Genomic DNA, 25,341 nt, shown 5'->3' on the forward strand with positions numbered 1-25,341 from the left:
CTGTCGAAGGCGGGGTGGGTCCGGTTGCGGGGGTGTCCGCGGCATGGATGCCGCGGCCAAGCCCCCAAGGATGGGTTCACGGCGTCCCCCGCAACCGGACCCACCCCGCCATCCCACGGAAACCCGCTGTTGCTGTGGCTTGCGCCTTGGCCTCTGCGGGTGCAGGGCGCAGCCCTGCCGCCGTAAACTAACCTTCGTTGCCTGCAGGATTGACCATGTTCGACATCTCGCCCCAGCTCGATTGCGCCGGCCGCATCCTGCGCCTGGACCGTGCCCGGGTCATGGGTATCGTCAACGTCACCCCGGATTCGTTCTCCGATGGTGGTGCCCATGACACCACCGAGGCGGCGGTCGCGCATGGCCTGAAGCTGGTGGAGGAGGGCGCCGACCTGCTCGACATCGGCGGCGAATCGACCCGTCCGGGCGCGGCGCCGGTGTCGATCGACGAAGAACTGCGTCGTGTCGTGCCAGTCATCGAGCAGCTGGCAGCGCGCACGGCGGTCCCGATCAGCATCGATACCTTCAAGCCGGAGGTGATGCGTGCCGCGGTTGCTGCAGGCGCCGGGATGATCAACGACATCTTCGGCCTGCGCCAGGACGGTGCGCTGCAGGCGGCGGCGGACGCAGGCGTGCCGGTGGTGCTGATGCACATGCAGGGCGAACCGGGTCACATGCAGGCCGACCCGCAGTACGACGATGTGGTCGCCGAGGTCCATGGCTTCCTGGTGCAGCGGCTGTTCGCCGCGGAGATGGCCGGCATCGCCAAGAAGAATCTGGTGATCGACCTCGGCTTCGGCTTCGGCAAGACCACGGCCCACAACATGATGCTGCTGGCCCGCTCGGAGCGTTTCCTTGAACTGGGCGTGCCGATGCTGGCTGGGATGTCGCGCAAGCGCAGCCTGGGCGAGCTGACCGGTCGTCAGTCGCCGGCAGAGCGTGTCGCTGCGTCGGTGGCCGCACACCTGATCGCCGTGCAGCGCGGCGCCCGTATCGTGCGCGTGCACGATGTGGCAGCGACGGTCGATGCATTGAAGGTCTGGCAGGCGGTCGAGGCGGTACCTGCCGTGCGGGTGGACGCCAAGCCGACCCTCCGCTGGCCGGACGAAGACTGATGGCAGTGGATCAGCGGCCGCTGGCGATCGCCGTGATGGGGCCGACCGCCAGCGGCAAGACCGCCACCGCGATCGCGCTGGCGCAGCAGCTGGACGGTGAAATCGTCAGCGTTGATTCGGCGCTGGTCTATCGCGGACTGGATATCGGGTCGGCCAAGCCGGATGCGGCCGAGCGCGCGCAGGCACCGCACCACCTGCTGGACCTGCGCGATCCCTGGCAGACTTATTCCGCCGCCGAGTTCGCCGCCGACGCCGCCCGCGTGGTGGCCGACATCGTCGCCCGTGGCAAGACTCCGATCCTGGCCGGCGGCACGGGCCTGTACTTCCGCGCGCTGTTGCAGGGTCTGTCGCCGATGCCGGAGGCCGACCCGGCGATGCGCGCCGTGCTGAGCGCCGAGGCCGCCGAGCGAGGCTGGGCAGCGCTGCACGCCGAACTGGCCGCCGTTGACCCCGCCGCCGCAGCACGCATCCATGCCACCGACCCGCAACGCATCCAGCGGGCGCTGGAGGTCTACCGGCTGACCGGCACGCCGATCAGTGAATGGCAGCGCCGCCCCGGGGTGGCCCCGTTGCCGGTGCGCACGTTGAAGCTGATTCTGGCGCCGCGCGACCGCGCCGTCCTGCACCAGCGCATCGAGGCCCGCTTCGACGCCATGCTCGCGCAGGGCTTCCTCGACGAAGTGCGCGGCCTGCGTGCATTGCCGGAAATGCGGGCGGTGGCCGCACCGCTGGACCTGCCCGCCGTCCGCGCGGTGGGGTATCGCCAGGCCTGGGAGTACCTGGACGGGGACGGGGACGCGGCCCGCTTCCGGGACAAGTCCATTTTCGCCACCCGGCAACTGGCCAAGCGCCAGCTTACCTGGCTGCGCGGCGAGCTTGATGCGCGCTGGTTCGACCCCCATATGGATGGGGAGCGCCTCGCAGGCGCGGTGTCGACCTTCGTTGCACGCTGAACCGACGCTGGCCGTGTACCATCATGGGCCGGCAAGCGGCTCGGGGGCCGCGGCAACCGCCGGCTACCAATAAGAACAATAATCAGGAGTGTGCAATGTCCAAGGGGCAATCGCTGCAGGATCCTTTCTTGAATGCACTGCGGCGCGAGCGCGTGCCGGTTTCGGTGTACCTGGTCAACGGCATCAAGCTGCAGGGCACGATCGAATCGTTCGATCAGTTCGTCGTCCTGCTGCGCAACACCGTCAGCCAGATGGTCTACAAGCACGCCATTTCCACCGTAGTGCCGGCGCGCAACGTCAAGGTCGGCCCGGGTGGTGGGTACGTGCAATCAGGTGAGGATGGTCAGGCGGGTGATGAAGCAGACGAATGATGTTGGAGCGGTGAATGTTTGACCGCTCGAAAAAGGGCGAACACGCCCTGTTGATCCAGCCGCATTTCGGCAAGCTGGAAGACGATGTGCTGGAAGAATTTGGTGATCTGGCCCGCTCGGCCGGGGCCAGCATCGCGGTGACCATCACCGCGCGGCTGGATCGCCCCAACCCGTCGACCCTGATCGGCAGCGGCAAGCTGGATGAGATCAAGGCCGCCGCCGAAGCCACCGGCGCAGACCTGATCCTGGTCAACCACGCGTTGAGCCCGGGCCAGGAGCGCAATCTGGAGCGTTTCCTCGAGCGCCGGGTGATCGACCGTACCGGCCTGATCCTGGACATTTTTGCCCAGCGTGCGCGCAGCCATGAAGGCAAACTGCAGGTCGAGCTGGCCCAGCTGCGGCATATGTCGACACGGCTGGTGCGCGGCTGGACCCATCTGGAGCGCCAGCGTGGTGGTTCGATCGGCCTGCGCGGCCCGGGTGAAACCCAGCTGGAAACCGATCGTCGCCTGCTGCAGAAGCGGGTTGAACAGCTGCAGAAGCGGCTGGAAAAAGTCGAAGTACAGCGCACCCAGATGCGTCGTGCGCGTGTGCGCAGCGAACTGCCGCGCGTGGCCCTGGTCGGCTACACCAATGCCGGCAAATCGACCTTGTTCAATGCGATGACCGGCGCCGAGGCCTATGCGGCCGACCAGTTGTTCGCCACCCTGGATCCGACCGTACGCCGGATCGCCGTGCCCGGTGGCAACGTCGTGCTGGCCGATACGGTTGGTTTCGTACGCGACCTGCCGCATGACCTGGTGGCGGCCTTCCGCTCGACCCTGTCTGAAGCGCGGGAAGCGGATTTCCTGCTGCACCTTGTCGATGCCGCCGATCCGCACCGCGAGGAGCGCATCGCCCAGGTCGACGAAGTGCTGACCGCCGTCGGTGCCGGCGACCTTCCGCAATTGCTGGTGTTCAACAAGATCGACCGCATCGAGGGTGCCGACGTGCGCCACGACGGCCAGGACGGCGTGCCGGATGAATCGCGGCGTGAGCGGGTGTGGATTTCCGCACGCGACGGGCAGGGCATCGAGTTGTTGCAGGCCGTGCTCGGCAAGCGGTTGGGGCTGCAGCACGTCACCGGCGAGTTGCGCCTGCCACCCAGTGCCGGCCGCCTTCGCGCTCGCCTGCACCAATTGGAAGTGGTCCGCAGTGAAGAGGCTGATGAAGAAGGCTGGCTGTTGCAGGTCGATCTTCCCGTCGCCGAGGCCGAGAAGCTGGCGGCCAGCGCCGATGGCGAGCCGATCCGGGCCCTGCTGCCGGAGAAGCTGCCCGAATGGTGAGGTAGTGCCGGCCGTTGGCCGGCATGTCCTGCGGCCGCGACACCACCCTGCCATCTGCGGTACAACGTGCAGGTTCTTCACTTTTCAGCTACCCCGATGTCCTTCCCGACCGACGCCGAACTCAATGCCCAGGCCGCTGCGCTGGGCCAGCGCCTGCAACAGGCTTCGCTGCAGCTGGTGACTGCTGAAAGCTGCAGCGGCGGCTGGATCGCCAAGTGCATGACCGACATCGCCGGATCCTCGGCGTTCTTCGACTGCGGCATGGTGGTCTACAGCTACGAAGCCAAGCAGCGCCTGCTCGGCGTGCGCGCGCAGACGCTGGAGCAGTTCGGTGCGGTCAGCCGCGAAGCCGTGCTGGAGATGGTCTCCGGGGCGCTGGTCAATTCCGGTGCCGGCATCGCGGTGGCGGTGACCGGTATCGCAGGGCCGGGCGGTGGCAGCCCGGACAAGCCAGTCGGCAGTGTCTGGATCGGCTGGAAGCGCCGTGGCGGCTATGCCCGGGCCGAACTGTTCCAGTTCGATGGCGACCGTGAAGCCATCCGCCGGCAGACCGTAGCGGCGGCATTGCACGGCATCGACGCCCAGCTGTGACATGCTGCTCCGGCAATCAACCGGAGTAGGCAACGATGTGGGAGACGCTGGGCACCGTCCGTGACCTTGGCCGGCTGCAGGAAATTGCCGCCGTCCTGATCCGCTACGGCTTCGGCGACGTCGTGCGGCGCATCGGCCTGGCCACGGTACTGGAACGCGCCGGCCGACTGCTGCACTGGAACGAGGAGCGGCAGGAGATGCTGCGGATGACCGCGCCGGTGCGCGTGCGCAGCGCCCTGCAGGATCTCGGGCCGACGTTCGTGAAGCTGGGCCAGGTGCTCGCCACCCGCGTCGACCTGCTGCCGCCGGACTGGATCGCCGAACTCTCCGAGTTGCAGAACGCGGTCCCGGCATTGCCCTACGAGAAGATCCGCGAACAGCTCGAGGCCGATCTCGGTGCACCGCCGTCGCAGGTGTTTGCCTTCCTTGATGAAGCCCCGATGGCCGCAGCTTCGTTGGCCCAGGCCCATCGGGCGCGGTTGCGTGATGGCCGCGAAGTGGTGCTGAAGGTGCGCCGCCCTGGTATCCGTGACGTGGTTGAAGCCGATCTGCGCCTGCTGGCACGGCTGGCCGAAATCGTTGAGGCTCGGCTGCCGGATCTGCGCCGCTACCGGCCCGCCGAGGTGGTGCAGCAGTTCACCGTGTCGCTGCGCCGCGAGCTGGATTTTGCCGCGGAGTGCCGCAACGCCGAGCGCATCGCGCGCAACTTCGAGGGCCGTGACGACATCCTGATTCCGGCGGTGCACTGGCAATGGACCTGCGAAAGCCTGAATGTCCAGGATTTCGTCGACGGCATTGCCGGACGTGATCTGGCCGGTGTCGATGCGGCCGGCATCGACCGCCGCGAACTGGCCCGGCGTGGCGCCGACATCGTATTGAAGATGGTGCTGGAGGACGGCAGTTTCCATGCCGATCCGCACCCGGGCAACATCATCTACCTGCGCGACGGCCGCATCGGCGTGATCGATTTCGGCATGGTCGGCGCGTTGTCGGAGGTGCGTCGCTTCCAGGTCGCGCAGCTGCTGCATGGTCTGGTCGAACAGGATCCGCAGGGCGTGGCCGATGTGTTGCTGGACTGGGCCGGTGGCGTGGAAGTGGACGAGAACCGGTTGCAGCACGACATCAGCCTGTTCGTCGACCAGTACCGCGGCGTGCCGTTGAAGGACCTGCGCATCGGCCTGATGCTGGGCGACATCACCCAGCTGCTGCGCAGCTACAACCTGACCCTGCCGGCAGACTTGGCGCTGATGATCAAGGCCTTCCTGACGCTGGAGGGCATGGGCCGCCAGCTCGACCCGGATTTCGACATGGCCAGCGCCGCGCGCCCGTTCCTGGAGCGGGTGGTACTGCAGCGCTATGCGCCGCGGGCGCTGTTCAAGCGTGGCCGACGCAGCCTGCTCGGCATGATCGACTTCGCCGGTGATTTGCCGCGGGACCTGCGCAAGCTGGTCCAGGCGGCGCGCCGTGGCCGGCTGCAGCTGAAGGTCGAGACCACCGCGCTGCAGGGCTTCGGCGACCAGGTCAACCGCGCCGCGAACCGGCTGGTGATGGGGATCGTCACTGCAGCCTTGATCATCGGCTCCTCGATCGTGATGCACAGCGTAGGAGGCGTTTCCAGCCGTTGGCTGCTGGCGCTGGGCGTGTGCGGTTTCATCGGCGCAGGGTTCTGCGGGGTGTGGATCCTGTTCTCGATCTGGAGAAGCGGCAAGCACACGTAGTGTGCTTGCCGCGGTGGTTCCCGCCGGGAACCGCGGCATCGCGCAGCGATTCCTGTAGCGCCGACCGCTGGTCGGCTGCTTCTGCCTTTGCCGCCCCCAACCAGCCACGCCGCATTCCCGGTAGCGCCGGGCCATGCCCGGCGGCTTTCGCTCCTGCCGGAATCGCCCTCGGCACTTGCAGTCCCGGGTGTTAGTAGTAATACTACTAACCATGGACCTGACAGACACCCAGCAGGCGATCCTGCAGTTGATCGCCGAGCGTATCGAGAGCGAAGGCGCACCCCCTTCGCAGACTGAAATCGCGCGTGCCTTCGGCTTCAAGGGCGTACGCGCAGCGCAGTATCACCTGGAGGCGCTGGAGCAGGCCGGGGCGATCCGTCGCGTGCCGGGCCAGGCCCGCGGCATCCGTCTGGTGCAGGCGCCGCCGGTGGAGAAGCTCGCCGAGCCAGGCCTGCCCGACAGCGTCCTGCGTCTGCCGATCCTGGGTCGGGTTGCTGCGGGTCTGCCGATCGGCGCCGACATCGGCTCGGATGATTTCGTTGTGCTGGACCGGGTGTTCTTCTCGCCGGCACCGGACTACCTGCTGAAAGTGCAGGGCGATTCGATGATCGACGAAGGCATCTTCGATGGCGACCTGATCGGTGTGCACCGCACCCGCGATGCCCATTCCGGGCAGATCGTGGTGGCCCGCATCGATGACGAGATCACCGTCAAGCTGCTGAAGATCGCCAAGGATCGCATCCGCCTGCTGCCGCGCAATCCCGATTACAAGCCGATTGACGTGCTTCCGGACCAGGATTTCTCGATCGAGGGCCTGTACTGCGGGCTGCTGCGACCGAACCGTTGACGATTCATCCTGCAATTCCCGCGGTCTTTTGTGGCGATTCTCTGGTTCTGCTGAGGTTGGTACGGATGTCCGATAATTTTTTTCCGAACGCCGGGCAGAATCTCAGCCTGTGCGATACGCCAGCCTTAAAGTGAACCCATGGCCAAGAAGACTTCCAAAGACAGCACCTCCAACGACGTGACCTCTGCAAGGACCAATCCGATGGACGAGAACAAGAAGCGCGCCCTCGCTGCAGCTCTGGGCCAGATCGAAAAGCAGTTCGGCAAGGGCTCGGTGATGCGCATGGGCGACCGCGTGGTCGAGCCCGTCGAGGCGATCCCGACCGGGTCTCTGATGCTGGATATCGCATTGGGCATTGGTGGCCTGCCCAAGGGCCGCGTGGTGGAAATCTACGGTCCGGAATCCTCCGGCAAGACCACCTTGACCCTGCAGGCCATCGCCGAGTGCCAGAAGCTGGGTGGAACCGCCGCCTTCATCGATGCCGAGCACGCGCTGGACCCGATCTACGCAGGCAAGCTGGGCGTCAATGTCGACGATCTGCTGCTGTCGCAGCCGGATACCGGTGAGCAGGCGCTTGAAATCGCCGACATGCTGGTGCGCTCCGGTTCGGTGGACATCCTGGTGGTCGACTCGGTCGCCGCGTTGACTCCCAAGGCTGAAATCGAAGGTGAGATGGGCGACCAGTTGCCGGGTCTGCAGGCGCGTCTGATGAGCCAGGCGCTGCGCAAGCTGACCGGCAACATCAAGCGCTCGAACACCCTGGTGGTGTTCATCAACCAGCTGCGCATGAAGATCGGCGTGATGATGCCGGGCCAGAGCCCGGAAGTGACCACCGGCGGCAACGCGCTGAAGTTCTATGCCTCGGTGCGCCTGGACATCCGCCGTATCGGCGCGATCAAGAAGGGCGACGAGATCATCGGCAACCAGACCAAGATCAAGGTCGTCAAGAACAAGCTGGCGCCCCCGTTCAAGCAGGTCATCACCGAGATCCTGTACGGCGAAGGCATCAGCCGCGAAGGCGAGCTGATCGATATGGGTGTCGAAGCCAAGCTGGTCGAGAAGGCCGGTGCTTGGTACAGCTACGGTGAAGAGCGCATCGGCCAGGGCAAGGACAACGCCCGTGGCTATCTGCGCGACAACCCGCAGGTTGCCGCCAAGCTTGAGGCTGAGCTGCGCGAGAAGTTCCAGCCGACCGAAGCCGTCCGTGAGGAAGGCGAAGACGAAGGCGACGACGAGTAAAGGCTTGCTGTGGGGCAGGGCGGCGCCGTCAGTGACGTCGCCCTGTCCTGCAGATTCGGTTTCCCCGACGGGGGACGCGCCAGGGACGGCGCATTTGATTGAAGGCGAGAATGAACGATTCCGACGCCCCGGCACCCGGCCGTAAGCGCCGCGTACGCGAACAGACGCCTGTCCAGCGCGCCTTGGGCCTGCTGGTCCGTCGTGAGCACTCGCGCAAGGAGCTGACCCGCAAGCTGACGTCCCGGGGCATCGAGGACGAGGCTGCGCAGGCGGCGGTCGACAAGCTGACCGAGGCAGGTTGGCAGGACGACACCCGGTTTGCCGAGAATCTGGTGCGCATGCGCGCCAATACGGGTTATGGCCCCATCCATGTACGTGCCGAGCTGGGAACCCACGGGCTGGACAGCGAGCAGATCACTGCCGCGATGGATACCTTCGAGGGCGACTGGACGGAGAATGCCCGGGATCTGGTCCGCCGCCGCTTTGGTGAGGCCGGTCCGCAGGACCTCGCGCAGCGCCGCAAGGCCGCCGATCTGCTGGCCCGCCGGGGCTTCGATGGCGACAGCATCCGCCGCGCGACCCGCTACGATCCGGACGACTGAGACTGATGGCGCCGGGCCTGATACCCTTTGGGGTTTCGGCGGTCCGTTCGACCCTGGCCACTGCGGCCGGCGGCACGGGCCCCGGCCCGCAGACTGCCAGCCCCCATGAACGCATCCGCCAAATTCACGACATCCCAGATCCGCAGCGACTTCCTTGAATTCTTCAAGGGCAAAGGCCACACCATCGTGCCGTCGGCGCCGCTGGTGCCGGGCAACGATCCGACCCTGCTGTTCACCAACTCCGGCATGGTGCAGTTCAAGGACGTTTTCCTGGGCGCGGAAAAGCGCAGCTACGTGCGCGCGGCCGACGTCCAGCGCTGCCTGCGTGCCGGTGGCAAGCACAACGATCTCGACCAGGTGGGTTACACCGCCCGCCATCACACCTTCTTCGAAATGCTGGGCAACTGGTCCTTCGGCGATTACTTCAAGAAGGATGCGATCGCCTGGGCCTGGGAGCTGCTGACCCAGGTCTGGAAGCTGCCGGCCGAGCGCCTGCTGGTGACGGTCTACCAGACCGACGACGAGGCCTACGCACTGTGGCGCGACATGATCGGCATTCCGGAAGACCGGATCGTCCGCATCGGCGACAACAAGGGCGCGCCGTTCGCCTCGGACAACTTCTGGCAGATGGCCGATACCGGTCCGTGCGGTCCGTGCACCGAGATCTTCTACGATCACGGTGACCATATCGCCGGTGGTCCGCCGGGCTCGCCGGACGAGGACGGTGACCGTTTCATCGAGATCTGGAACCTGGTCTTCATGCAGTTCGATCGCCAGCAGGACGGCACGCTGATGCCGCTGCCGGCACCGTGCGTGGACACCGGCATGGGCCTGGAACGCCTGGCCGCGATCCTGCAGCACGTACATACCAACTACGAGATCGACCTGTTCCAGGCGCTGATCCGCAAGGCATCGGAGCTGACCGGCACCGCTGATCTGGAAAACAAGTCGCTGCGCGTGATCGCCGACCACATCCGCGCCTGTTCGTTCCTGATCGTCGATGGCGTTCTGCCGTCCAACGAAGGCCGCGGCTACGTGCTGCGCCGGATCATCCGCCGCGCACTGCGGCACGGCTGGATGTTGGGCGTGCGCCAGCCGTTCTTCAGCAAGCTGGTGCCGACCCTGGTCGAGCAGATGGGCGAGGCCTACCCGGAACTGCCGGCACAGGCCGATACCGTGGTGCGTGCCCTGCAGGCAGAAGAAGAGCGTTTCGCCGAGACGCTTGACTCGGGCATGAAGATCTTCGACGACGTTGCGGCCAAGGTCAGCAATGGCGTGATCCCGGGCGTGGACGCGTTCCGCCTGTACGACACCTACGGCTTCCCGCTCGACCTGACCCAGGACATCGCCCGCGAGCGTGACCTGACCGTGGACATTGACGGCTTCAACGCCGCGATGGAGACGCAGCGCGAGACCGCGCGTGCCGCCGGCAAGTTCGGCGGTGGCGTGACGCTGTCGGCCGATCTGGTCGCCACGCTCAAGCCGACTGTCTTCCTGGGCTATGACCGCCTGCAGGCCGACGGCCTCGGCGTGGTGGCGATCCTCAAGGATGGCCGCCCGGTGGAAGCTGCCCAGGCCGGTGACGAGGTCATCGTGCTGACCAACCAGACCCCGTTCTACGCCGAGTCCGGTGGCCAGGTCGGCGACACCGGCACCTTGTCCGCTGCCGGCGTACAGCTGCAGGTGAGTGACACCCAGAAGTTCGCGGGCCAGTTCCATGGCCACGTCGGCAAGCTCACCCAGGGCAGCCTGAAGATCGGTGACGTGCTGTCCGGCCAGGTCGATGGCGAGCGCCGTGGCGCCACCATCCTCAACCACTCGGCGACCCACCTGCTGCATGCTGCCCTGCGCGAAGTGCTTGGCACCCACGTGCAGCAGAAGGGCTCGCTGGTGGCGCCGGATCGCCTGCGCTTCGACTTCTCGCATTTCCAGCCGATCAGCGCCGAGGAACTGGCGATCATCGAGCGCAAGGTCAACCAGCAGGTGCGCGCCAACAACGCCGCCGAAGTGCACAACATGGGCATGCAGGAAGCGCTGGACTTCGGCGCGATGGCCCTGTTCGGCGAGAAGTACGGCGAGAACGTGCGCGTGCTGAAGATGGGCGACTACTCCACCGAGCTGTGTGGTGGCACCCACGTCAACCGGACCGGTGACATCGGTCTGTTCAAGATCACCTCCGAAGGCGGTGTCTCGGCCGGTGTGCGTCGTATCGAGGCCGTCACCGGCCAGGGCGCACTGGACTACGTGGATGCCGAGGAGGCCCGTCTGGCCGAGGCCGCCGAGCTGCTGGGTGGCAGTGCTGCCGACGTGGTCGAAAAGATCCGTGCGCTGGGCCTGCGCCAGAAGCAGCTGGAGCGGGAGCTGGAGGCCGTGAAGGCCAAGGTCGCCGCTGGCGCCACCGCCGACCTGTCCGGCCAGGCCGTCGAGGTCGCCGGTGTGAAGGTTCTGGCTGTCCGCCTGGAAGGCTTCGACGCCAAGGCCCTGCGCGATGCCATGGACCGCCTGAAGCAGCAGCTCGGCGACGCGGTGATCGTGCTGGCCGGTGCCCAGGACGGCAAGGCGGCGCTGGTCGCGGGCGTGAACGGCAGTGCAATGGGCAAGGTCAAGGCCGGGGAACTGTTGTCCCATATCGCCGGTCAGATCGGGGGCAAGGGCGGCGGACGCCCGGACCTCGCCCAGGGTGGTGGCGAGGACGGGCCCGCCCTTGCTACCGCGCTGGCTGCGGTCGTCGAATGGGTCAGCCCCCGCCTGTGATGAATCCCTGCCGTCCCCCTCCTTGTAGGAGCGGGACGGCTGACGGTACCATTGCGAATCTTTTCCCTTTGTCGTGGGCGCGCTTCTTGACGGAGCGTCAAGCCGGTGGGGGATACCCTTCCACACGGTTCCATGGAGACTTAAAAAAATGTTGATCCTGACTCGCCGCGTCGGCGAAACCCTGATGATCGGTGACTCGGTGAGCGTCACCGTGCTTGGCGTCAAGGGTAACCAGGTGCGTATCGGCATCACTGCGCCGAAGGACGTCGCCGTGCATCGCGAAGAGATCTACCAGCGCATCCAGCGTGGTGACGAAGCCGGCAGCACCGGTGGTGAAAATTCTGCGGAATAAGGCTTTACCTTCGCGCGTGATTAACGTTATGATTCACGCCCCGCTGAGGTGCAACGCACCAGACGCGGAGAAAACCCCGGAGCGATGCCCGAGCGGCTGAAGGGGCTCCCCTGCTAAGGGAGTATAGGGTCAAAAGCTCTATCGAGGGTTCGAATCCCTCTCGCTCCGCCAGATGCAAAAGAACGCCCGCAGATCCTGGATCTGCGGGCGTTTTCTTTGTGCGTAGCGTTGACCTGCGGCCGACGATCGCGGTGCTAGGTTCGCAGCATGACCGCCGAGCGGAGCACGCGATGACCAGTGCGAAGAAGGCCACCTTCCTGCAGCGACGTCTGGCGTTTCCGTGACGGCAGGATGGCTACGCTCCGGGCCTTTGTTGTCGACCCCGGATCAGCTGCCTGATGCAGCCAGCGCCTGCGAAGGTCCGGCCAACGGGCCGCAGCTGGGTATGATCGACGCATCATGACGCCGCCTGATTCCCCGCAGGACCCGCTGCAGCGCTTCCGTCCGGCGACGCAGGCGTGGTTCCGTGCCGCGTTCGACGCCTCCACGCAGGTGCAGGATCAGGCCTGGTCGTCGATCGGTGCCGGTCAACATACCCTGGTCATCGCGCCAACCGGATCGGGCAAGACACTTGCCGCATTCCTGCATGCCATCGACCAGCTGTTCGCCGAGCGTGATCGGCAAGCGCGTGCAGCGCCGTCGGCCAAGCCGGTGCGGCGCACCCGCGTGCTTTACCTGTCCCCGATCAAGGCGCTGGGCAGCGACGTGCAGCGCAACCTGCAGGTGCCGCTGCAGGGCATCATCGACGAGCGCGCCCGACGCGGCGAGCCGGCGGTGCAGCTGACAGTCGCATTGCGTACCGGCGATACCTCCAGCAGTGAACGTGCAGGCCTGGTGCGGCGGCCGCCGGACATCCTGATCACTACGCCCGAGTCGCTGTACCTGATGTTGACCTCGCAGGCACGCGAGATCCTGCGCGATGTGCATACCGTCATTCTCGATGAAATCCATGCAGTGGCCGGTGGCAAACGCGGTTCGCATCTGGCGCTGAGCCTGGAACGGCTGGATGCGCTGCTGCACGAGCCGGCGCAGCGCATCGGCCTGTCGGCCACGGTGCGGCCGGTCGACGAGGTGGCGGCGTTCCTGGGCGGCGACCGCGCGGTGAGCGTGGTCCAACCCGGCTCGGCGCGGCAGCTGCAGATGCGCATCGTGGTACCGGTGGAAGACATGTCCAGCCTGACTACGCAGGGCACGCCCGGAGAGCGCGACGGCGGCGCGCGGATCGGCTCGATCTGGCCGCACGTGGAGGCAAGCATTCTCGACAATGTGCTGCGCCATCGCTCGACGATTGTCTTTGCCAATTCGCGTGGCGTAGCCGAAAAGTTGACCGCGCGCCTGAACGAGCTGCACGCCGGACGCAGTGGCGAAGACGGCGCAATCCGTGGCGATTCGGGTAACGGGTTGGCCTATGGCTCTTTCACCGGCAGTACGGTCAACCGGGTCTCCGCTGCGCCGGCACTGATTGCACGCGCGCATCACGGATCGGTCTCCAAGGAGCAGCGCGGCGAGATCGAGCAGGCGCTGAAATCGGGTGCACTGCGCTGCGTGGTGGCCACGTCCAGCCTGGAGCTGGGGATCGACATGGGGCTGGTTGACCTGGTGATACAGGTGGCCGCACCGCCGTCGGTGGCCAGCGCCCTGCAGCGCGTTGGTCGCGCCGGCCACCAGGTGGGCGGCATGTCCCGCGGTCTGGTGTATCCGCGTACGCGGCGCGACCTGATCGATGCCGCCGTGGTGGTGGACAGCATGCTGGCCGGACGCATCGAGGCCATCGCTCCGCCGCGCAACCCGCTTGATGTGCTGGCCCAGCAGACGGTGGCGGCGGTGGCGATGGAGCCGTGGCAGGCCGATGCCTGGTATGCGCGGGTACGCCGTGCCGCGCCGTACCGCTCACTCCCGCGCAGTGCTTTCGACGCCGTGCTGGACATGCTTTCCGGCCGCTATCCGTCCGAGGATTTCGCCGGCTTCCGGCCGCGGCTGGTATGGAACCGGCAGAGCGGTGAGCTCAGCGCTCGCCCTGGTGCGAAGCAACTGGCGGTTACCAGCGGCGGCACCATTCCCGACCGTGGCATGTACAGCGTGGTGCTGCCTGAAGGAGAAGAGCGGGCCGGATCGCGTCGCGTCGGTGAGCTGGACGAGGAGATGGTCCACGAGTCGCGGGTGAATGATGTGATCACGCTGGGCGCGACCTCATGGCGGATCGACCAGATCACCCACGATCAGGTGGTGGTGACGCCCGCACCCGGACGTTCGGCGCGCCTGCCGTTCTGGCGTGGCGAAGGTGTCGGCCGCCCTGCCGAACTGGGACAGGCCGTCGGCGCGTTTCTCGCCGCGTTGGAGGCGCACATCGATAGCAGTGACATCCCGACGCCGGCACTGCACGCACGCCTGCAGGCCAGTGGCCTGGACGCCAACGCGATCAGCAACATGCTCGGCCTGGTTGCCGAGCAGCGGCAGGCGACGGGCGTGCTGCCCACCGATCTGCGCCTGGTGGTGGAACGCTGCCGCGACGAGCTGGGCGACTGGCGGGTGATGCTGCATTCGCCGTATGGCCGCCGCGTGCATGATCCGTGGGCATTGGCGGTGGCAGCACGATTGCGCGAGCGCTGGGGCATCGACCCGGCCGTGGTCGCCAGCGACGATGGCATCATCGCGCGGATTCCCGACAGTACCGGGCGCGTTCCGGGGGCGGACATGTTCGTGTTCGAACCGGAACGGTTGCGCCGCACGATCACCGCGGCCGTCGGTCATTCGGCACTGTTCGCGGCGCGCTTCCGCGAGTGTGCCTCGCGCGCACTGCTGTTGCCGCGACGCACGCCGGGGCGTCGATCGCCGCTGTGGCAGCAGCGCCTGCGCGCCGGCCAGTTGCTGGAAATCGCGCAGGCCCATGCGGAGTTCCCGATCCTGATCGAGACCGCCCGCGAGTGCCTGCAGGATGTCTACGACCTGGATGCGCTGGACGCGCTGATGCAACGCGTTCAACGCGGCCAGGTGCAGTTGCTGGACGTCGCGACCGAGGTGCCTTCGCCGTTCGCGGCCAATCTGCTGTTCGGCTATGTCGCCGAGTTCATGTACGAGGCGGACGTGCCGCTGGCCGAGCGCCGCGCTTCGGTGCTGTCACTGGACAGTGGCCTGCTTGCCGAGCTGCTGGGCCAGGTAGACCTGGGCGAACTGCTGGATGCAGGGGTGGTCGATCAGGTTGAACGTGAACTGCAGCGGCTGGAACCTGCGCGCAGGGCCCACGGCATGGAAGGCGTGTCCGACCTGCTGCGCGAGCTTGGGCCGTTGCCTGCATCGGACCTGGCGCTGCGACTGTCCGATCCGGAATGCGTGGAAGTGCACCTGGCAGCGCTGCAGGCGCAGCAGCGCGCCATCCCGGCTTCAATTGCCGGCCACATGCAGTGGGTCGCCGCGGAGGACGCCGCACGTGTGCGCGATGCGTTGGGTACGGCGCTGCCGGGCGGGCTGCCCGAGGTGTTTCTTGCAGGCATGCCCGATCCCCTCGGCGATCTGCTGGCCCGCCACGCACGTACGCATGCGCCCTTCACCAGCAGCGCGCTGGCCAAGCGGTTCGGGCTGGGTGTGGCGGTGGTCGACGGCGCGCTGGAAAGGCTGCAGGAGCAGGGGCGGGTGCTGCGTGGCAATTTCGGCGCAGCGCGGCGACAGCAGGGAAATGAGGGGGGGCATCCGTCGCCGGATGTAGTGCACGAATGGGTCAGCGAAGATGTGTTGCAGCGTCTGCGCCTGCGTTCGCTGCAGGCCGCACGTGAAGCCACCCGGCCGGTGCCACCGGCAGCCTATGTGCGCCTGCTGCTGGAGGGGCAGGGGGTGTTGCTGGAAGGCGGCGCCGGGCGTGCCCGCAATGGTGCCGTTGCGGCCATGCTTGAGGGCAGCGACGGCGTTGCCCGTGTGGTCGAGCAGCTGGCGGGGTTGCCGCTGCCGGTTTCGGTGTGGGAACACCAGGTCCTGCCGGCCCGGGTGCGCGACTACGCACCGGCCCTGCTTGATGAGCTGCTGGCCACCGGCAGGGTGCTGTGGGCAGGGCACGGGCGGCTGGGTGACGACGACGGTCTGGTGTCGCTGCACCTGCAGGAACATGCCGCCGAAACGTTGCCGCTGCTGCCGGAAGCGGATCCGGCGCTACGTACACCGATGCAGGACGCGATCGTGCAGGTCCTGGCCGATGGAGGCGCCTACTTCGCGCGGCAGCTGGCCACGCAGGTGCAGTCACGCCTGGCCGGTAGTGCGGCGGCGGCCGAGGACTTCCAGCTGGCGCTATGGCAGCTGGCCTGGAGGGGCGAAGTGAGCAGCGACCTGTGGTCGCCGTTGCGGGCCCTGGCCGGTGTGCGCCAGCAGCGGGCGCGCGTTGCGTCGGCCTCGCGGCGCACGCGGGGTTTCCGTTTCATGCCGACGCTGGACGCGCGGGCCACGGCGCTGGACCCGGCCATTGCCAGCGGGCCGACCTTGGCGGGGCGATGGTCGTTGCTGCCCCGCGATCGCAGCAACGACACGGTGCGCGCGCTGGCGCTGGGCGAAGGCCTGCTTGATCGCTACCGGGTGGTGACCCGGGCGGCGGCAATGACCGAAGCGGTAACCGGTGGGTTCCCTGCACTGCAGCCTGTCTATCGAGGCATGGAAGATGCCGGGCAGGTCCTGCGCGGCCGCTTCGTGGCGGGGCTGGGCGGAGCACAGTTTGCAGAGCGCGGCACCATCGACCATCTGCGCGAGCTGTCCGAGCGTGTGCCGCGTGAGCTGTCGGTCGTCGCGCTGTCAGCGCTGGATCCGGCCAATCCCTTCGGCAGCCTGCTGCCGTGGCCGCAGCCGGTGGCCGGTGCACGTCCGCTGCGGCGTTCCGGTGCGATGGTGGTGATCGGCAACGGCCGGTTGCTGCTGTACCTGGCGCAGGGCGGGCGGCAACTGTCCAGCTGGATCGAGGGCGGAGCAGGGGATGCGGCCAATACTCTGGTTGCCGCTGCACAGGCCCTGGCCGTGGCATTGCGCCGGGGGCGGCGCCTGTCCTTCACCCTGGAACGGATCAATGATGTGCCGGTGCATCGCGGTGCGCTGGTGGACGCGCTGCGGGCCGCAGGCTTCAGCAACGAGCCGCGCGGGCTGGGATGGAACGGCTGAGCGCGGCGGAATCACCTCGATGAATGCTCACCCCCGTGGGGCCTGGCCCCGGATCGGATTGCCGGACTGTGATGCAGTTCGTTACGCGCCTGCCCCGGTGGCTGCAGAGTCCGGGTAGTGTGGCCATCGTGCACGTTGCGCAGACGGTTCTTCACTCGACAGGAGACTCACATGAAGCTGTTTTCTGCTGTGCTGCTGTCCCTTCTTTCGCTGCAGGCATCGACGGCGCAGGCAGCCGACGCTCCGCCTTCGCCCCTGCTCGGCCGCTGGTCGCTGGAGATCGCCACTTCCGCACTCCCTGAGGCACAGCGGCCGCAACAGGTCGTACTGGAATTCAAGGATGCCGGTGCGGGCAGGTGGAGCTCGCACGTGGATATCGTCCTGCATGACGGCAAGACCATGAAATCCGACGGTACGCTGGCGCTGGACGGTACGCCTGCGGCGTTGACCGGCAGCTACGGCGCCAACCAGGCAACGCTGAAACTGCCGGCGCCGAATACGCTGGTGATGCAGCTGGTCGATCACGGCGCGCCGGCGTCCACCCGCGTGTACACGGTGGCCGCCGATCGTTCAACGATGACCGAAACCAAGGCCTTCTTCGGCCATGACGGCACGCCGATCCTGCAGACGAACCTGTTCAAGCGGCTGCCGTAGTGATGTGATGCAACGGCACCCACAGAAGCTTGCTCTGCGGGTGCCGTTGCTGTTCTGTCATGCCGCGGCGGGATCGCGCTTGCCGGTGTCGATGCCGTACCGGTCGATCGCCTGCTGCAGCAGGCCCCGTTCCACATGCCCGTCGTCGGCCAGGGCCTTCAGTGCCGCCAGTACGATGAAGTGGCGATCGACTTCGAAGAACGTGCGCAGCGATTCGCGAGTGTCCGAGCGGCCAAAGCCATCGGTGCCGAGTGCGATGAAGCGCCGGTCGTTGATGAAGGGGCGGATCTGGTCGCCGACGATCTTCATGTAGTCGGTCGCCACCACCACCGGGCCGGCATGGTCCTGCAGGCACTGCTGCACGTAGGGAACGCGCGGCTCGTCGGCCGGATGCAGCAGGTTCCAGCGCTCGGCAGCCAGGCCATCACGGCGCAGTTCGGTCAGGCTGGTGGCACTCCAGACATCGCTTGCGATGGCGAAATCCTGCTGCAGCAGATCGGCGGCGGCCAGCACCTCGCGCAGGATCGAGCCACTGCCCATCAGCTGCACGCGAGGCTGTGCCGTGCTGTCGGCAGCGGCGGGACGCAGCAGATGGAGTCCCTTCAGGATGCCGGCTTCGGCGCCGTCAGGCAGTGCAGGGTGCGGGTAGTTCTCGTTGAGCAGGGTGATGTAGTAGTAGATGTCTTCCTGGTCCACATACATGCGGCGCAGGCCGTCGTGGATGATTACTGCCAGTTCGAAGTTGTAGGTCGGGTCGTAGGACACGCAGCTTGGAATCACCGAGGACAGCACGTGGCTGTGGCCATCGTCGTGCTGCAGGCCTTCGCCCATCAGGGTAGTGCGGCCGGAGGTGGCGCCAAGCAGGAAGCCACGGGTGCGCGCGTCGGCCGCTGCCCAGGCCAGGTCGCCGACGCGCTGCAGGCCGAACATCGAATAGAAGATGTAGAACGGAATCGTGGCCAGGCCGTGGTTGCTGTACGCGGTGCCCGCTGCGATCCACGAACAGATCGCGCCGGATTCGTTGATGCCTTCCTGCAGGATCTGGCCGTCCTTGGACTCCTTGTAATAGCTCAGCTGGCCGGCGTCCTGCGGGGTGTACAGCTGGCCCAGGAAGGAATGGATGCCGATCTGGCGGAACAGCCCTTCCATGCCGAAGGTACGCGATTCATCGGGCACGATCGGGATCACCAGCCTGCCCAGTTCGGGATCCTTGAGCAGGGTGGTGAGGATGCGTACGAAGCCCATGGTGGTGGATTGGCCACGATCACCGCTGCCCTGCAACTGCACGTTGAACGTGGACAGCGGCGGCAGCGGCAACGGATCCACCTGGGTCAGCCGTGCCGGCAGCTGGCCGCCCTGCGCCTGGCGACGCTGCGCGAAGTAGAGCGCCTCGGCGCTGCCCGGTTGCGGGCGCAGGTAGGGCATCTCTTCCAGCTGCCCGTCGCTGACCGGCAGGTCGAAGCGGTCACGGAACGCACGCAGCGCGTCGGCGCTCATCTTCTTCAGCTGGTGGTTGATGTTCTGGCCTTCGCCGGCCTCGCCCATGCCGAAGCCCTTCACCGTCTTGGCCAGCACCACGCTCGGGCGACCGCTGGTGTTCACCGCCTGCTGGTAGGCGGCAAATACCTTCTGCGGATCGTGGCCGCCGCGTGCCAGTGCCCAGATCTCGTCGTCGCTCATGTCCGCCACCAGCGCCAGCAGTTCCGGATAGCGCCCGAAGAAGTGTTCGCGCACGTAGGCGCCACTCTGCGACTTGAAGGTCTGGTAGTCGCCATCCACGCACTCCATCATGCGCTGGCGCAGCAGCCCGCTGTGATCGCGTGCCAGCAGCTCGTCCCAGCCGCTGCCCCAGATCACCTTGATCACGTTCCAGCCGGCGGCGCGGAAGGTGCCTTCCAGTTCCTGAATCACCTTGGCGTTGCCACGCACCGGTCCGTCCAGGCGTTGCAGGTTGCAGTTGACCACAAACACCAGGTTGTCCAGGCGCTCGCGCCCGGCCAGCGAAATGGCCGCCAGCGATTCGGGCTGGTCCATTTCGCCATCACCGAGGAAGGCCCAGACCTTGCGACCCTGGTGCTGTTTCAGCCCCCGGTATTCCAGGTAGCGCATGTAGCGGGCCTGATAGGCCGCCGTCAGCGGGCCCAGGCCCATCGACACGGTGGGAAACTGCCAGAATCCGGGCATCAGCCGCGGGTGCGGATACGAGGACAGGCCCTCGCGTCCGGCTTCGCGGCGGAAGTTGTCCATCTGCTCGGCACTGATGCGGCCTTCCACGTACGCCCGGCCGTAGATGCCCGGGGCCGAATGACCCTGGATGTAGATCATGTCGCCGTCGAAGGTTTCGGTCCGTCCACGGAAGAAGTGATCGAAGCCCACGTCATACATGACTGCTGCGGATTGGTAGGTGGCGATGTGGCCGCCGACATTGGAATGCCTGCCGGCACGCAGCACCATCACCATGGCGTTCCAGCGGATCATCGCGTTCAACCGCCGCTCGATGGCCAGGTCACCCGGGTAGGCGGGCTGGCGTTCGGGGGGAATCGTGTTGGTGTAGGCGGTCCACGCGCGGGTGTGCAGGTCGCCATGCTGCTGCACATCGAGTGCATCGAGCTGGTCCAGCAGATAGTGCGCGCGGGGGCGGCCGCCGGCCTCGATCACCGCCTGCAGGGACTCGCGCCATTCGCGGGTTTCCTGCGGATCGGCGTCGAGAGGGAAGTGTGCCTGGTTCATGCTGCGTCTCCAGAGAGCGCCGGTTCTGCACCTGCACGGCACCGCCGGCAGGGCGACAGCTCTGGAGCGGAGTCGCGCCGGCAGGTCCGTGGCGCGGGGGCGGCCGTGGTGGCTGCCGAGGAGACAAGCGTAGGCGCCGTATCGGCTGGCGGGTAGACGGGCGACGATTGGGTCTGCGCGAACCTTCGCTTGGCCATGCAGCGCTGCAATGCGGATGTCATCGTTGGTGTGCACCCTGCTGGGTTTTCCAGCCTCGGGGTGGTTGGTCGGTTGTGAACAGCGTCAGGATCTGGGAGAAGAGCTACGCCTTGCGGCGCCGCCTGCTGCGTGGCTTCTTCCTTCGGCGTGGTTCACAGGCTGCCGATGCCGAGGACCTGGCCCAGGAGGTCTACCTGCGGCTGCTGCGCAGTACCGGCGAAGATGCCCAGGCGATCGAGAATCCCGAAGCCTATCTGTTCGCGGTGGCGGCCAACCTGGCGCGTGAACAGGCACGCTCGCGCTCCGGCCTGCCGCAGATCGAGGACGTCGACCTGCTGGCCGAGGTGCTCCGCAGCGAGGAGGACATCGAAGCTGATTTCGAGCGGGCGCAGCGCTGGAGCGGAATCCGCGGCGCCATCGCGCAACTGCCGCCGACGACGCGGCGGGTGATGGAGCTGCACTATCGCGATGGGCTGGATTGCCGGCAGGTGGGGGCACAGCTGGATGTGTCGGTGCACATGGTGCGCAAGCACATCGGCAAGGGACTGGATGCCTGCAGGAAGGCGCTCGGCGCCGGGAAGGATGGATGAACCGGCAGGAGCCTGCAGCGATGGATGACGAGGTGGCCGAGCAGGCCGCGCACTGGTTCCTGTGCAACCGCGAGGGTGACCTGAGCGCCGCTCAGCGCATCGAGTTCATGGCATGGATGAAGCGCTCTCCCGAACACATACGCGCGTACCTGCATGTCCTGCACGTGCACCGGCAGGTAGGCGCGGTGATGGTGGCGTACGGACAGGAGCAGGGGGACAGGGCCGCATTGCCGGAGCTGCCGGCAACGGCGAAAGTCGTGCCGTTGTTTGCCGTACCGGTGCCCGTGCCGCGCGCCGTGGTCGCATCGCGATCACGCCGGCCACTCTGGAGGCGGGTGGCTGCGGTGGCCTGCTGCCTGTTGCTGGTGGCCGGACTGGTGCCGTGGCTGATGCCTCGCGAACAGATGCTGATCGCCGGCCACGGGCAACTGCGTGAGGTGGTGCTGGCTGACCGGACGCAGGTGCGCCTGAACGCAGACAGCCGTCTGCGGGTGAACATCGGCTGGTTCAGCCGTCGGGTTGAACTGCTGAGCGGCGAGGCCACGTTTGATATCGCAGCGGATCGCCGGCCGTTCGAGGTGCAGGTTGGCGATCTGCAGATCCGCGACATTGGCACCGTGTTCGATGTGTCGCGCCGTTTGCAGAGCACGCGCATCGGCGTGGTGTCGGGCGAAGTGGAGGTCTGGACCGCCGGCAGCGGGCAACGACGGCTGGCGCAGTTGCCTGCCGGGAAGGTGGTCCAGGTCGATCACCGCAGCCATGCGGTGCAGCCATTGGAAATACCGGTGTCCATGCTGCTGGACTGGCAGCAGCGCCGGGTGTCGTTCCGCGATGAGCGGCTGGACGAGGTGGCGGCTGCGTTCAACCGCCACAACCAGGTACAGGTGCGGCTGACCGATGACGCGGCGCGGGCGGCGCGCCTGTCCGGCAGCCTGGAGGCGCACCGGGTCGCCGCGCTGCAGGCATTCCTGCAGCGGGACGCACGCTTCGTCATCCGCCGCGAAGCGGACACGGTATGGGTGTCCAGCCGCTGATCGCGGTTCGGCGAACGGCTGTCAGAAAAAATTCATCGAATCGGCGTTCTCCACTTCCGCCGATGCCGGCTCTTACTTGGGAGAAGCCGCTGTCGCATGCCGACGCGGTACCAGCAGTCCTCTCTCCTCCAAGGAACCGTGATGCGCAAGAAGCTCTATCTGTCGGTGGTACTGGCCTTGTCTCCCTGTCTGGGTGCGCATGCACAGGTGGCGTCGGCCAATGGGCTTGAGACCCGGATCACCGCAGCGATCGCCGCGCAGCCGCTGAGCCAGGCGCTGGAGCAGCTGTCACGCGGTTCGGGCGTGCAGTTCCTGTATGCCGGCGCGGGCGCTGCACCCATGGCGGGCGCGGTACCGCGAGGAGCCACCGTCAAGCAGGCGCTGGACACGCTTCTGGCCGGCACCGGCCTGCGCTACACGGTGGTGGACGGCAACGTGATCGCCATCGACGCGGCACCGGTCTCGCGGGAAAGCCGGCCGGCCGCACCTGCATCGCGCCCACCGGAAGCGGTGGTGGCCCCGACCCTGGGCACGGTCAAGGTGATCGCCGCCCATGAGGTCATCGACCAGAAGAAGACCTCGCCGGTGATCAAGGATTCGGTGATCTACGACGAGATGGACAGCTATGGCGATGAGACGCTGGCCGAGAGCCTGATGGCCGCGCCCGGCCTGAGTGCGGTGGAAGATGCGGGCGAACCGCGTTACGTGACCGTGCGCGGCGTGCAGGCCAATCTCAACTACACGACCATCGACGGCATCGCGATCGCAAGCGTGGGCGGCAGTGGCTCCGGCGAGCGCATGAACAACCTGCAGCTGATTCCCAGCGACATCGGCACCCGCACCGACATCTACAAGAGCTTCAGCGCCGAGCAGGCACCGGATGCCATCGGTGGTGTGATCGACATTATCAGCCGCAGCGCCTTTGACCGCTCCGGCAAGTACGTGTTCGCCGATGTGGCCGGCATCTATTCCACGGCCGAGACCAATGTGGGGCGCAGCGCGGGTGGCGACCACAAGACCCTGGGCCACTTCGGCAAGAGCGCCAAGGCAGTGTTCTCCAACCAGTTCGGCGGCGACGATCAGTTCGGCATCGTCGCGGTCGCGCGCTACGAACAGCGCTCGCGCAACAGCGTCAAGCGCTGGGTGGAATCGAACTACTACTACAACGATGCCGGCAAGTACCTCACCGATGGAACCACTGGCCCCGACGAGGCGAAAGGCTGGAACGGCCTGCGCGCGCCGGGAAACTTCAGCACCGGCACCTACACCAACTACATCACCAACTTCGGTGGCTCGGCCAAGCTGGAATGGAAGCCATCGGACGCCCCGTTCTATGCCTCGCTGCTGCTGTACTCGTACCGGTTCTACGAGAACTCGACGATGAACAAGACCGATCTGTATGGCAACGCCAAGTTCCCGATACGCAACCAGAGCGAGGATGGTGGCACCACCCAGATCAACAGCATCTACATCAAGAACCGCCACGACCGCTGGGACCGCAGCAACCGCGGCGCGATCGCCAGTTTCAACTGGGATATCGGTGACCTCTCGCGGCTGACCCTGCGTGCCGGCCACACCGAAGAGACCTTCCACAACAACCAGGTCTACTGGGGCGTGCGCGCCTACCCGAGCAACCTGTTCGTTGACTATGCCAACGACAGCCATGGTTTTCCGAACGCCGTGGGTGTTTCCGATTCCAGCCTGCTGACCAGCTCGGCCTTCAAGCTCAATCCGGCGCAGGCCTATATCTCGCCGCGCGACGCCAAGGAAAGCATCGACAACCTGCGCGCCGACTTCAGCTACAACATCGATGCCGACGCGCGCGGTTTCGGTCTGGCCGCCGGTGCCGAGTATCGCCACCTGAAGATCTGGCAGGACATCGATTTCGATTACTACAAGACCAGCGCGACCTTGAATGACTATCTGTACCCGGGTTCGACCCTGCTTGGCAGCGTTCCCGGTTTCCCGTTGATCGACAACCGCAAGTGGCATGACGAGCTTTACCCGAAGCTGGGCAACAACGATGCGGCCTACCCGAATGCCGACTTCACCAGCGATTACAAGTACGTGGAAGACATTGCCAACGCCTACGTGTCGGCGCATTACGCCTGGGACCGGCTGCTGCTGATCGGCGGCCTGCGCTACGACCACACCACCTTCGATGCGTTCAGCCCGTTCAGTGATGATGGTGGCACCACCTACACGTCGGCGTTCCGCAAGAGCAGTGGCGGTTACAACAACCTGCTGCCGTCGCTGAACGCCACCTTCAAGCTGAGCGAAGACCAGCGCCTGAGGTTCTCCGCCAGCCGCACGCTGGGCCGGCCGACGCCCAGCAACATCGCCCAGGCCACCAGCACCAGCTGCGGCGACGACGAGTTGGGCGGAGGCTTCTGCACCATCAAGCAGGGCAATGCCTCGCTGCAGCCGCGCCGCTCGACCAACCTCGATCTTGCCTGGGACCTGTACTTCAACGGCAACAACGGCCTGGTCTCGGTGGCGTTGTTCGACAAGGTCATCAAGGACGACATCTATACCCTGACCACGTTCGAGAACGTCGGCGACATCCGCTACCGGATCACCCAGCCGATGAACACCGATGAGTCGACGCTGCGCGGTGTCGAGTTCGCGGTAGCCAACCGCAACCTGCAGTGGGGCCGCCACCGCTTCGACATGTACCTCAATGCCACCCGCCTGGACGGGCAGACCCACTACCGCATCAGCGACGGCAGCGAGCGCCGCCTGGACCGCCTGCTGTACCAGCCGGACTGGTCGGTGAACGGCTCGGTGATCTGGCGCATGCCATGGAAGAGCTCGCAGCTGCGCGTATCCGGCACCTACCGCAGCCGGATGCTGGTCGACTTCGGCGATACCCAGTGGCTGGATTCGTACTACGACCCGTACATGACCTTCAACCTGGCCTTCAGCCACAAGGTCAGCAAGCACGTGACGCTGAAGTACGAGGCCAAGAACCTGTTCAATACCCAGCCGACCTACAGCACCGGTCCGAACGGGCGCTTCCGCACCGAGATCGATGACTACGGCCGCTTCTTCTACTTCCACATCATCTACAACTGAAGGCGA

General features: G+C 66.3%; 17 protein-coding genes and 1 tRNA gene. 17 read left to right on the forward strand and 1 reads right to left on the reverse strand.

Annotation, left to right across the window (positions count from 1 at the left end; translation table 11 throughout):
* Positions 1 to 215: 215 nt before the first annotated feature.
* The 14 genes from folP (at position 216) to AC07UW_RS20460 (ending at position 17,708) form a co-directional block, all read left to right on the forward strand.
* On the forward strand, positions 216 to 1,112 hold the full coding sequence (gene folP, locus AC07UW_RS20395; RefSeq protein WP_495212753.1) for a dihydropteroate synthase: 897 nt from the start codon (positions 216 to 218) through the stop codon (positions 1,110 to 1,112).
* Positions 1,112 to 2,065 carry a tRNA (adenosine(37)-N6)-dimethylallyltransferase MiaA gene (gene miaA / locus AC07UW_RS20400; RefSeq protein WP_495212754.1) on the forward strand — a complete coding sequence of 318 codons (954 nt, stop codon included), beginning with the start codon at positions 1,112 to 1,114 and terminating at the stop codon, positions 2,063 to 2,065. Before folP ends, miaA begins: the two co-directional genes overlap by 1 nt.
* A 95-nt stretch (positions 2,066 to 2,160) precedes the next feature.
* Positions 2,161 to 2,436 (forward strand): RNA chaperone Hfq, encoded by a 276-nt coding sequence (gene hfq, locus AC07UW_RS20405; RefSeq protein ID WP_025878916.1) that lies wholly within the window; start codon positions 2,161 to 2,163, stop codon positions 2,434 to 2,436.
* A 14-nt stretch (positions 2,437 to 2,450) separates the two neighbouring features.
* Positions 2,451 to 3,761, forward strand: a complete 1,311-nt coding sequence (gene hflX, locus AC07UW_RS20410; protein ID WP_140225894.1) for a ribosome rescue GTPase HflX — start codon at positions 2,451 to 2,453, stop codon at positions 3,759 to 3,761.
* Between the two features lie 96 nt (positions 3,762 to 3,857).
* Positions 3,858 to 4,352 (forward strand): CinA family protein, encoded by a 495-nt coding sequence (locus tag AC07UW_RS20415; RefSeq protein WP_088101362.1) that lies wholly within the window; start codon positions 3,858 to 3,860, stop codon positions 4,350 to 4,352.
* A gap of 35 nt (positions 4,353 to 4,387) precedes the next feature.
* Complete coding sequence (gene ubiB / locus AC07UW_RS20420; protein WP_495212755.1) at positions 4,388 to 6,070, forward strand: 2-polyprenylphenol 6-hydroxylase; 1,683 nt, start codon at positions 4,388 to 4,390, stop codon at positions 6,068 to 6,070.
* A gap of 211 nt (positions 6,071 to 6,281) precedes the next feature.
* A complete protein-coding gene (gene lexA, locus AC07UW_RS20425) occupies positions 6,282 to 6,917 on the forward strand; it encodes a transcriptional repressor LexA (RefSeq protein WP_025878920.1) in 636 nt (211 codons plus the stop codon).
* A gap of 201 nt (positions 6,918 to 7,118) precedes the next feature.
* Complete coding sequence (gene recA / locus AC07UW_RS20430; RefSeq protein WP_025878921.1) at positions 7,119 to 8,156, forward strand: recombinase RecA; 1,038 nt, start codon at positions 7,119 to 7,121, stop codon at positions 8,154 to 8,156.
* A 110-nt stretch (positions 8,157 to 8,266) separates the two neighbouring features.
* Positions 8,267 to 8,758 carry a recombination regulator RecX gene (gene recX, locus AC07UW_RS20435; RefSeq protein ID WP_025878922.1) on the forward strand — a complete coding sequence of 164 codons (492 nt, stop codon included), beginning with the start codon at positions 8,267 to 8,269 and terminating at the stop codon, positions 8,756 to 8,758.
* A gap of 105 nt (positions 8,759 to 8,863) precedes the next feature.
* Entirely contained in the window at positions 8,864 to 11,512 is a 2,649-nt protein-coding gene (gene alaS / locus AC07UW_RS20440) for an alanine--tRNA ligase (RefSeq protein WP_313116228.1), read from the forward strand.
* 148 nt (positions 11,513 to 11,660) lie between these two features.
* Positions 11,661 to 11,864, forward strand: a complete 204-nt coding sequence (gene csrA / locus AC07UW_RS20445) for a carbon storage regulator CsrA (RefSeq protein ID WP_025878924.1) — start codon at positions 11,661 to 11,663, stop codon at positions 11,862 to 11,864.
* A 78-nt stretch (positions 11,865 to 11,942) separates the two neighbouring features.
* Positions 11,943 to 12,035, forward strand: a tRNA-Ser gene (locus tag AC07UW_RS20450).
* A gap of 288 nt (positions 12,036 to 12,323) precedes the next feature.
* The gene (locus AC07UW_RS20455) at positions 12,324 to 17,054 is read left to right on the forward strand and encodes an ATP-dependent helicase (protein WP_495212756.1); all 4,731 of its coding nucleotides are present in this window, start codon (positions 12,324 to 12,326) and stop codon (positions 17,052 to 17,054) included.
* Positions 17,055 to 17,225: 171 nt separating this feature from the next.
* Positions 17,226 to 17,708, forward strand: coding sequence for a LuxR family transcriptional regulator (locus tag AC07UW_RS20460; protein WP_223494788.1), 483 nt, complete (start codon positions 17,226 to 17,228; stop codon positions 17,706 to 17,708).
* A 57-nt stretch (positions 17,709 to 17,765) separates the two neighbouring features.
* Here AC07UW_RS20460 and aceE read toward each other — a convergent pair whose 3' ends face one another.
* On the reverse strand, positions 17,766 to 20,438 hold the full coding sequence (aceE, locus tag AC07UW_RS20465; RefSeq protein WP_495212757.1) for a pyruvate dehydrogenase (acetyl-transferring), homodimeric type: 2,673 nt from the start codon (positions 20,436 to 20,438) through the stop codon (positions 17,766 to 17,768).
* Between the two features lie 272 nt (positions 20,439 to 20,710).
* On the opposite strand from aceE, the gene AC07UW_RS20470 reads away from it, so the two are divergent.
* The 3 genes from AC07UW_RS20470 (at position 20,711) to AC07UW_RS20480 (ending at position 25,335) form a co-directional block, all read left to right on the forward strand.
* Entirely contained in the window at positions 20,711 to 21,226 is a 516-nt protein-coding gene (locus AC07UW_RS20470) for an RNA polymerase sigma factor (protein WP_025878928.1), read from the forward strand.
* A complete protein-coding gene (locus AC07UW_RS20475; RefSeq protein WP_223494790.1) occupies positions 21,223 to 22,260 on the forward strand; it encodes a FecR family protein in 1,038 nt (345 codons plus the stop codon). Before AC07UW_RS20470 ends, AC07UW_RS20475 begins: the two co-directional genes overlap by 4 nt.
* A gap of 141 nt (positions 22,261 to 22,401) precedes the next feature.
* The gene (locus AC07UW_RS20480) at positions 22,402 to 25,335 is read left to right on the forward strand and encodes a TonB-dependent receptor (RefSeq protein ID WP_495212758.1); all 2,934 of its coding nucleotides are present in this window, start codon (positions 22,402 to 22,404) and stop codon (positions 25,333 to 25,335) included.
* Positions 25,336 to 25,341: the final 6 nt, after the last annotated feature.

This window comes from Stenotrophomonas sp. GW821-FHT02D01 (assembly GCF_059421765.1).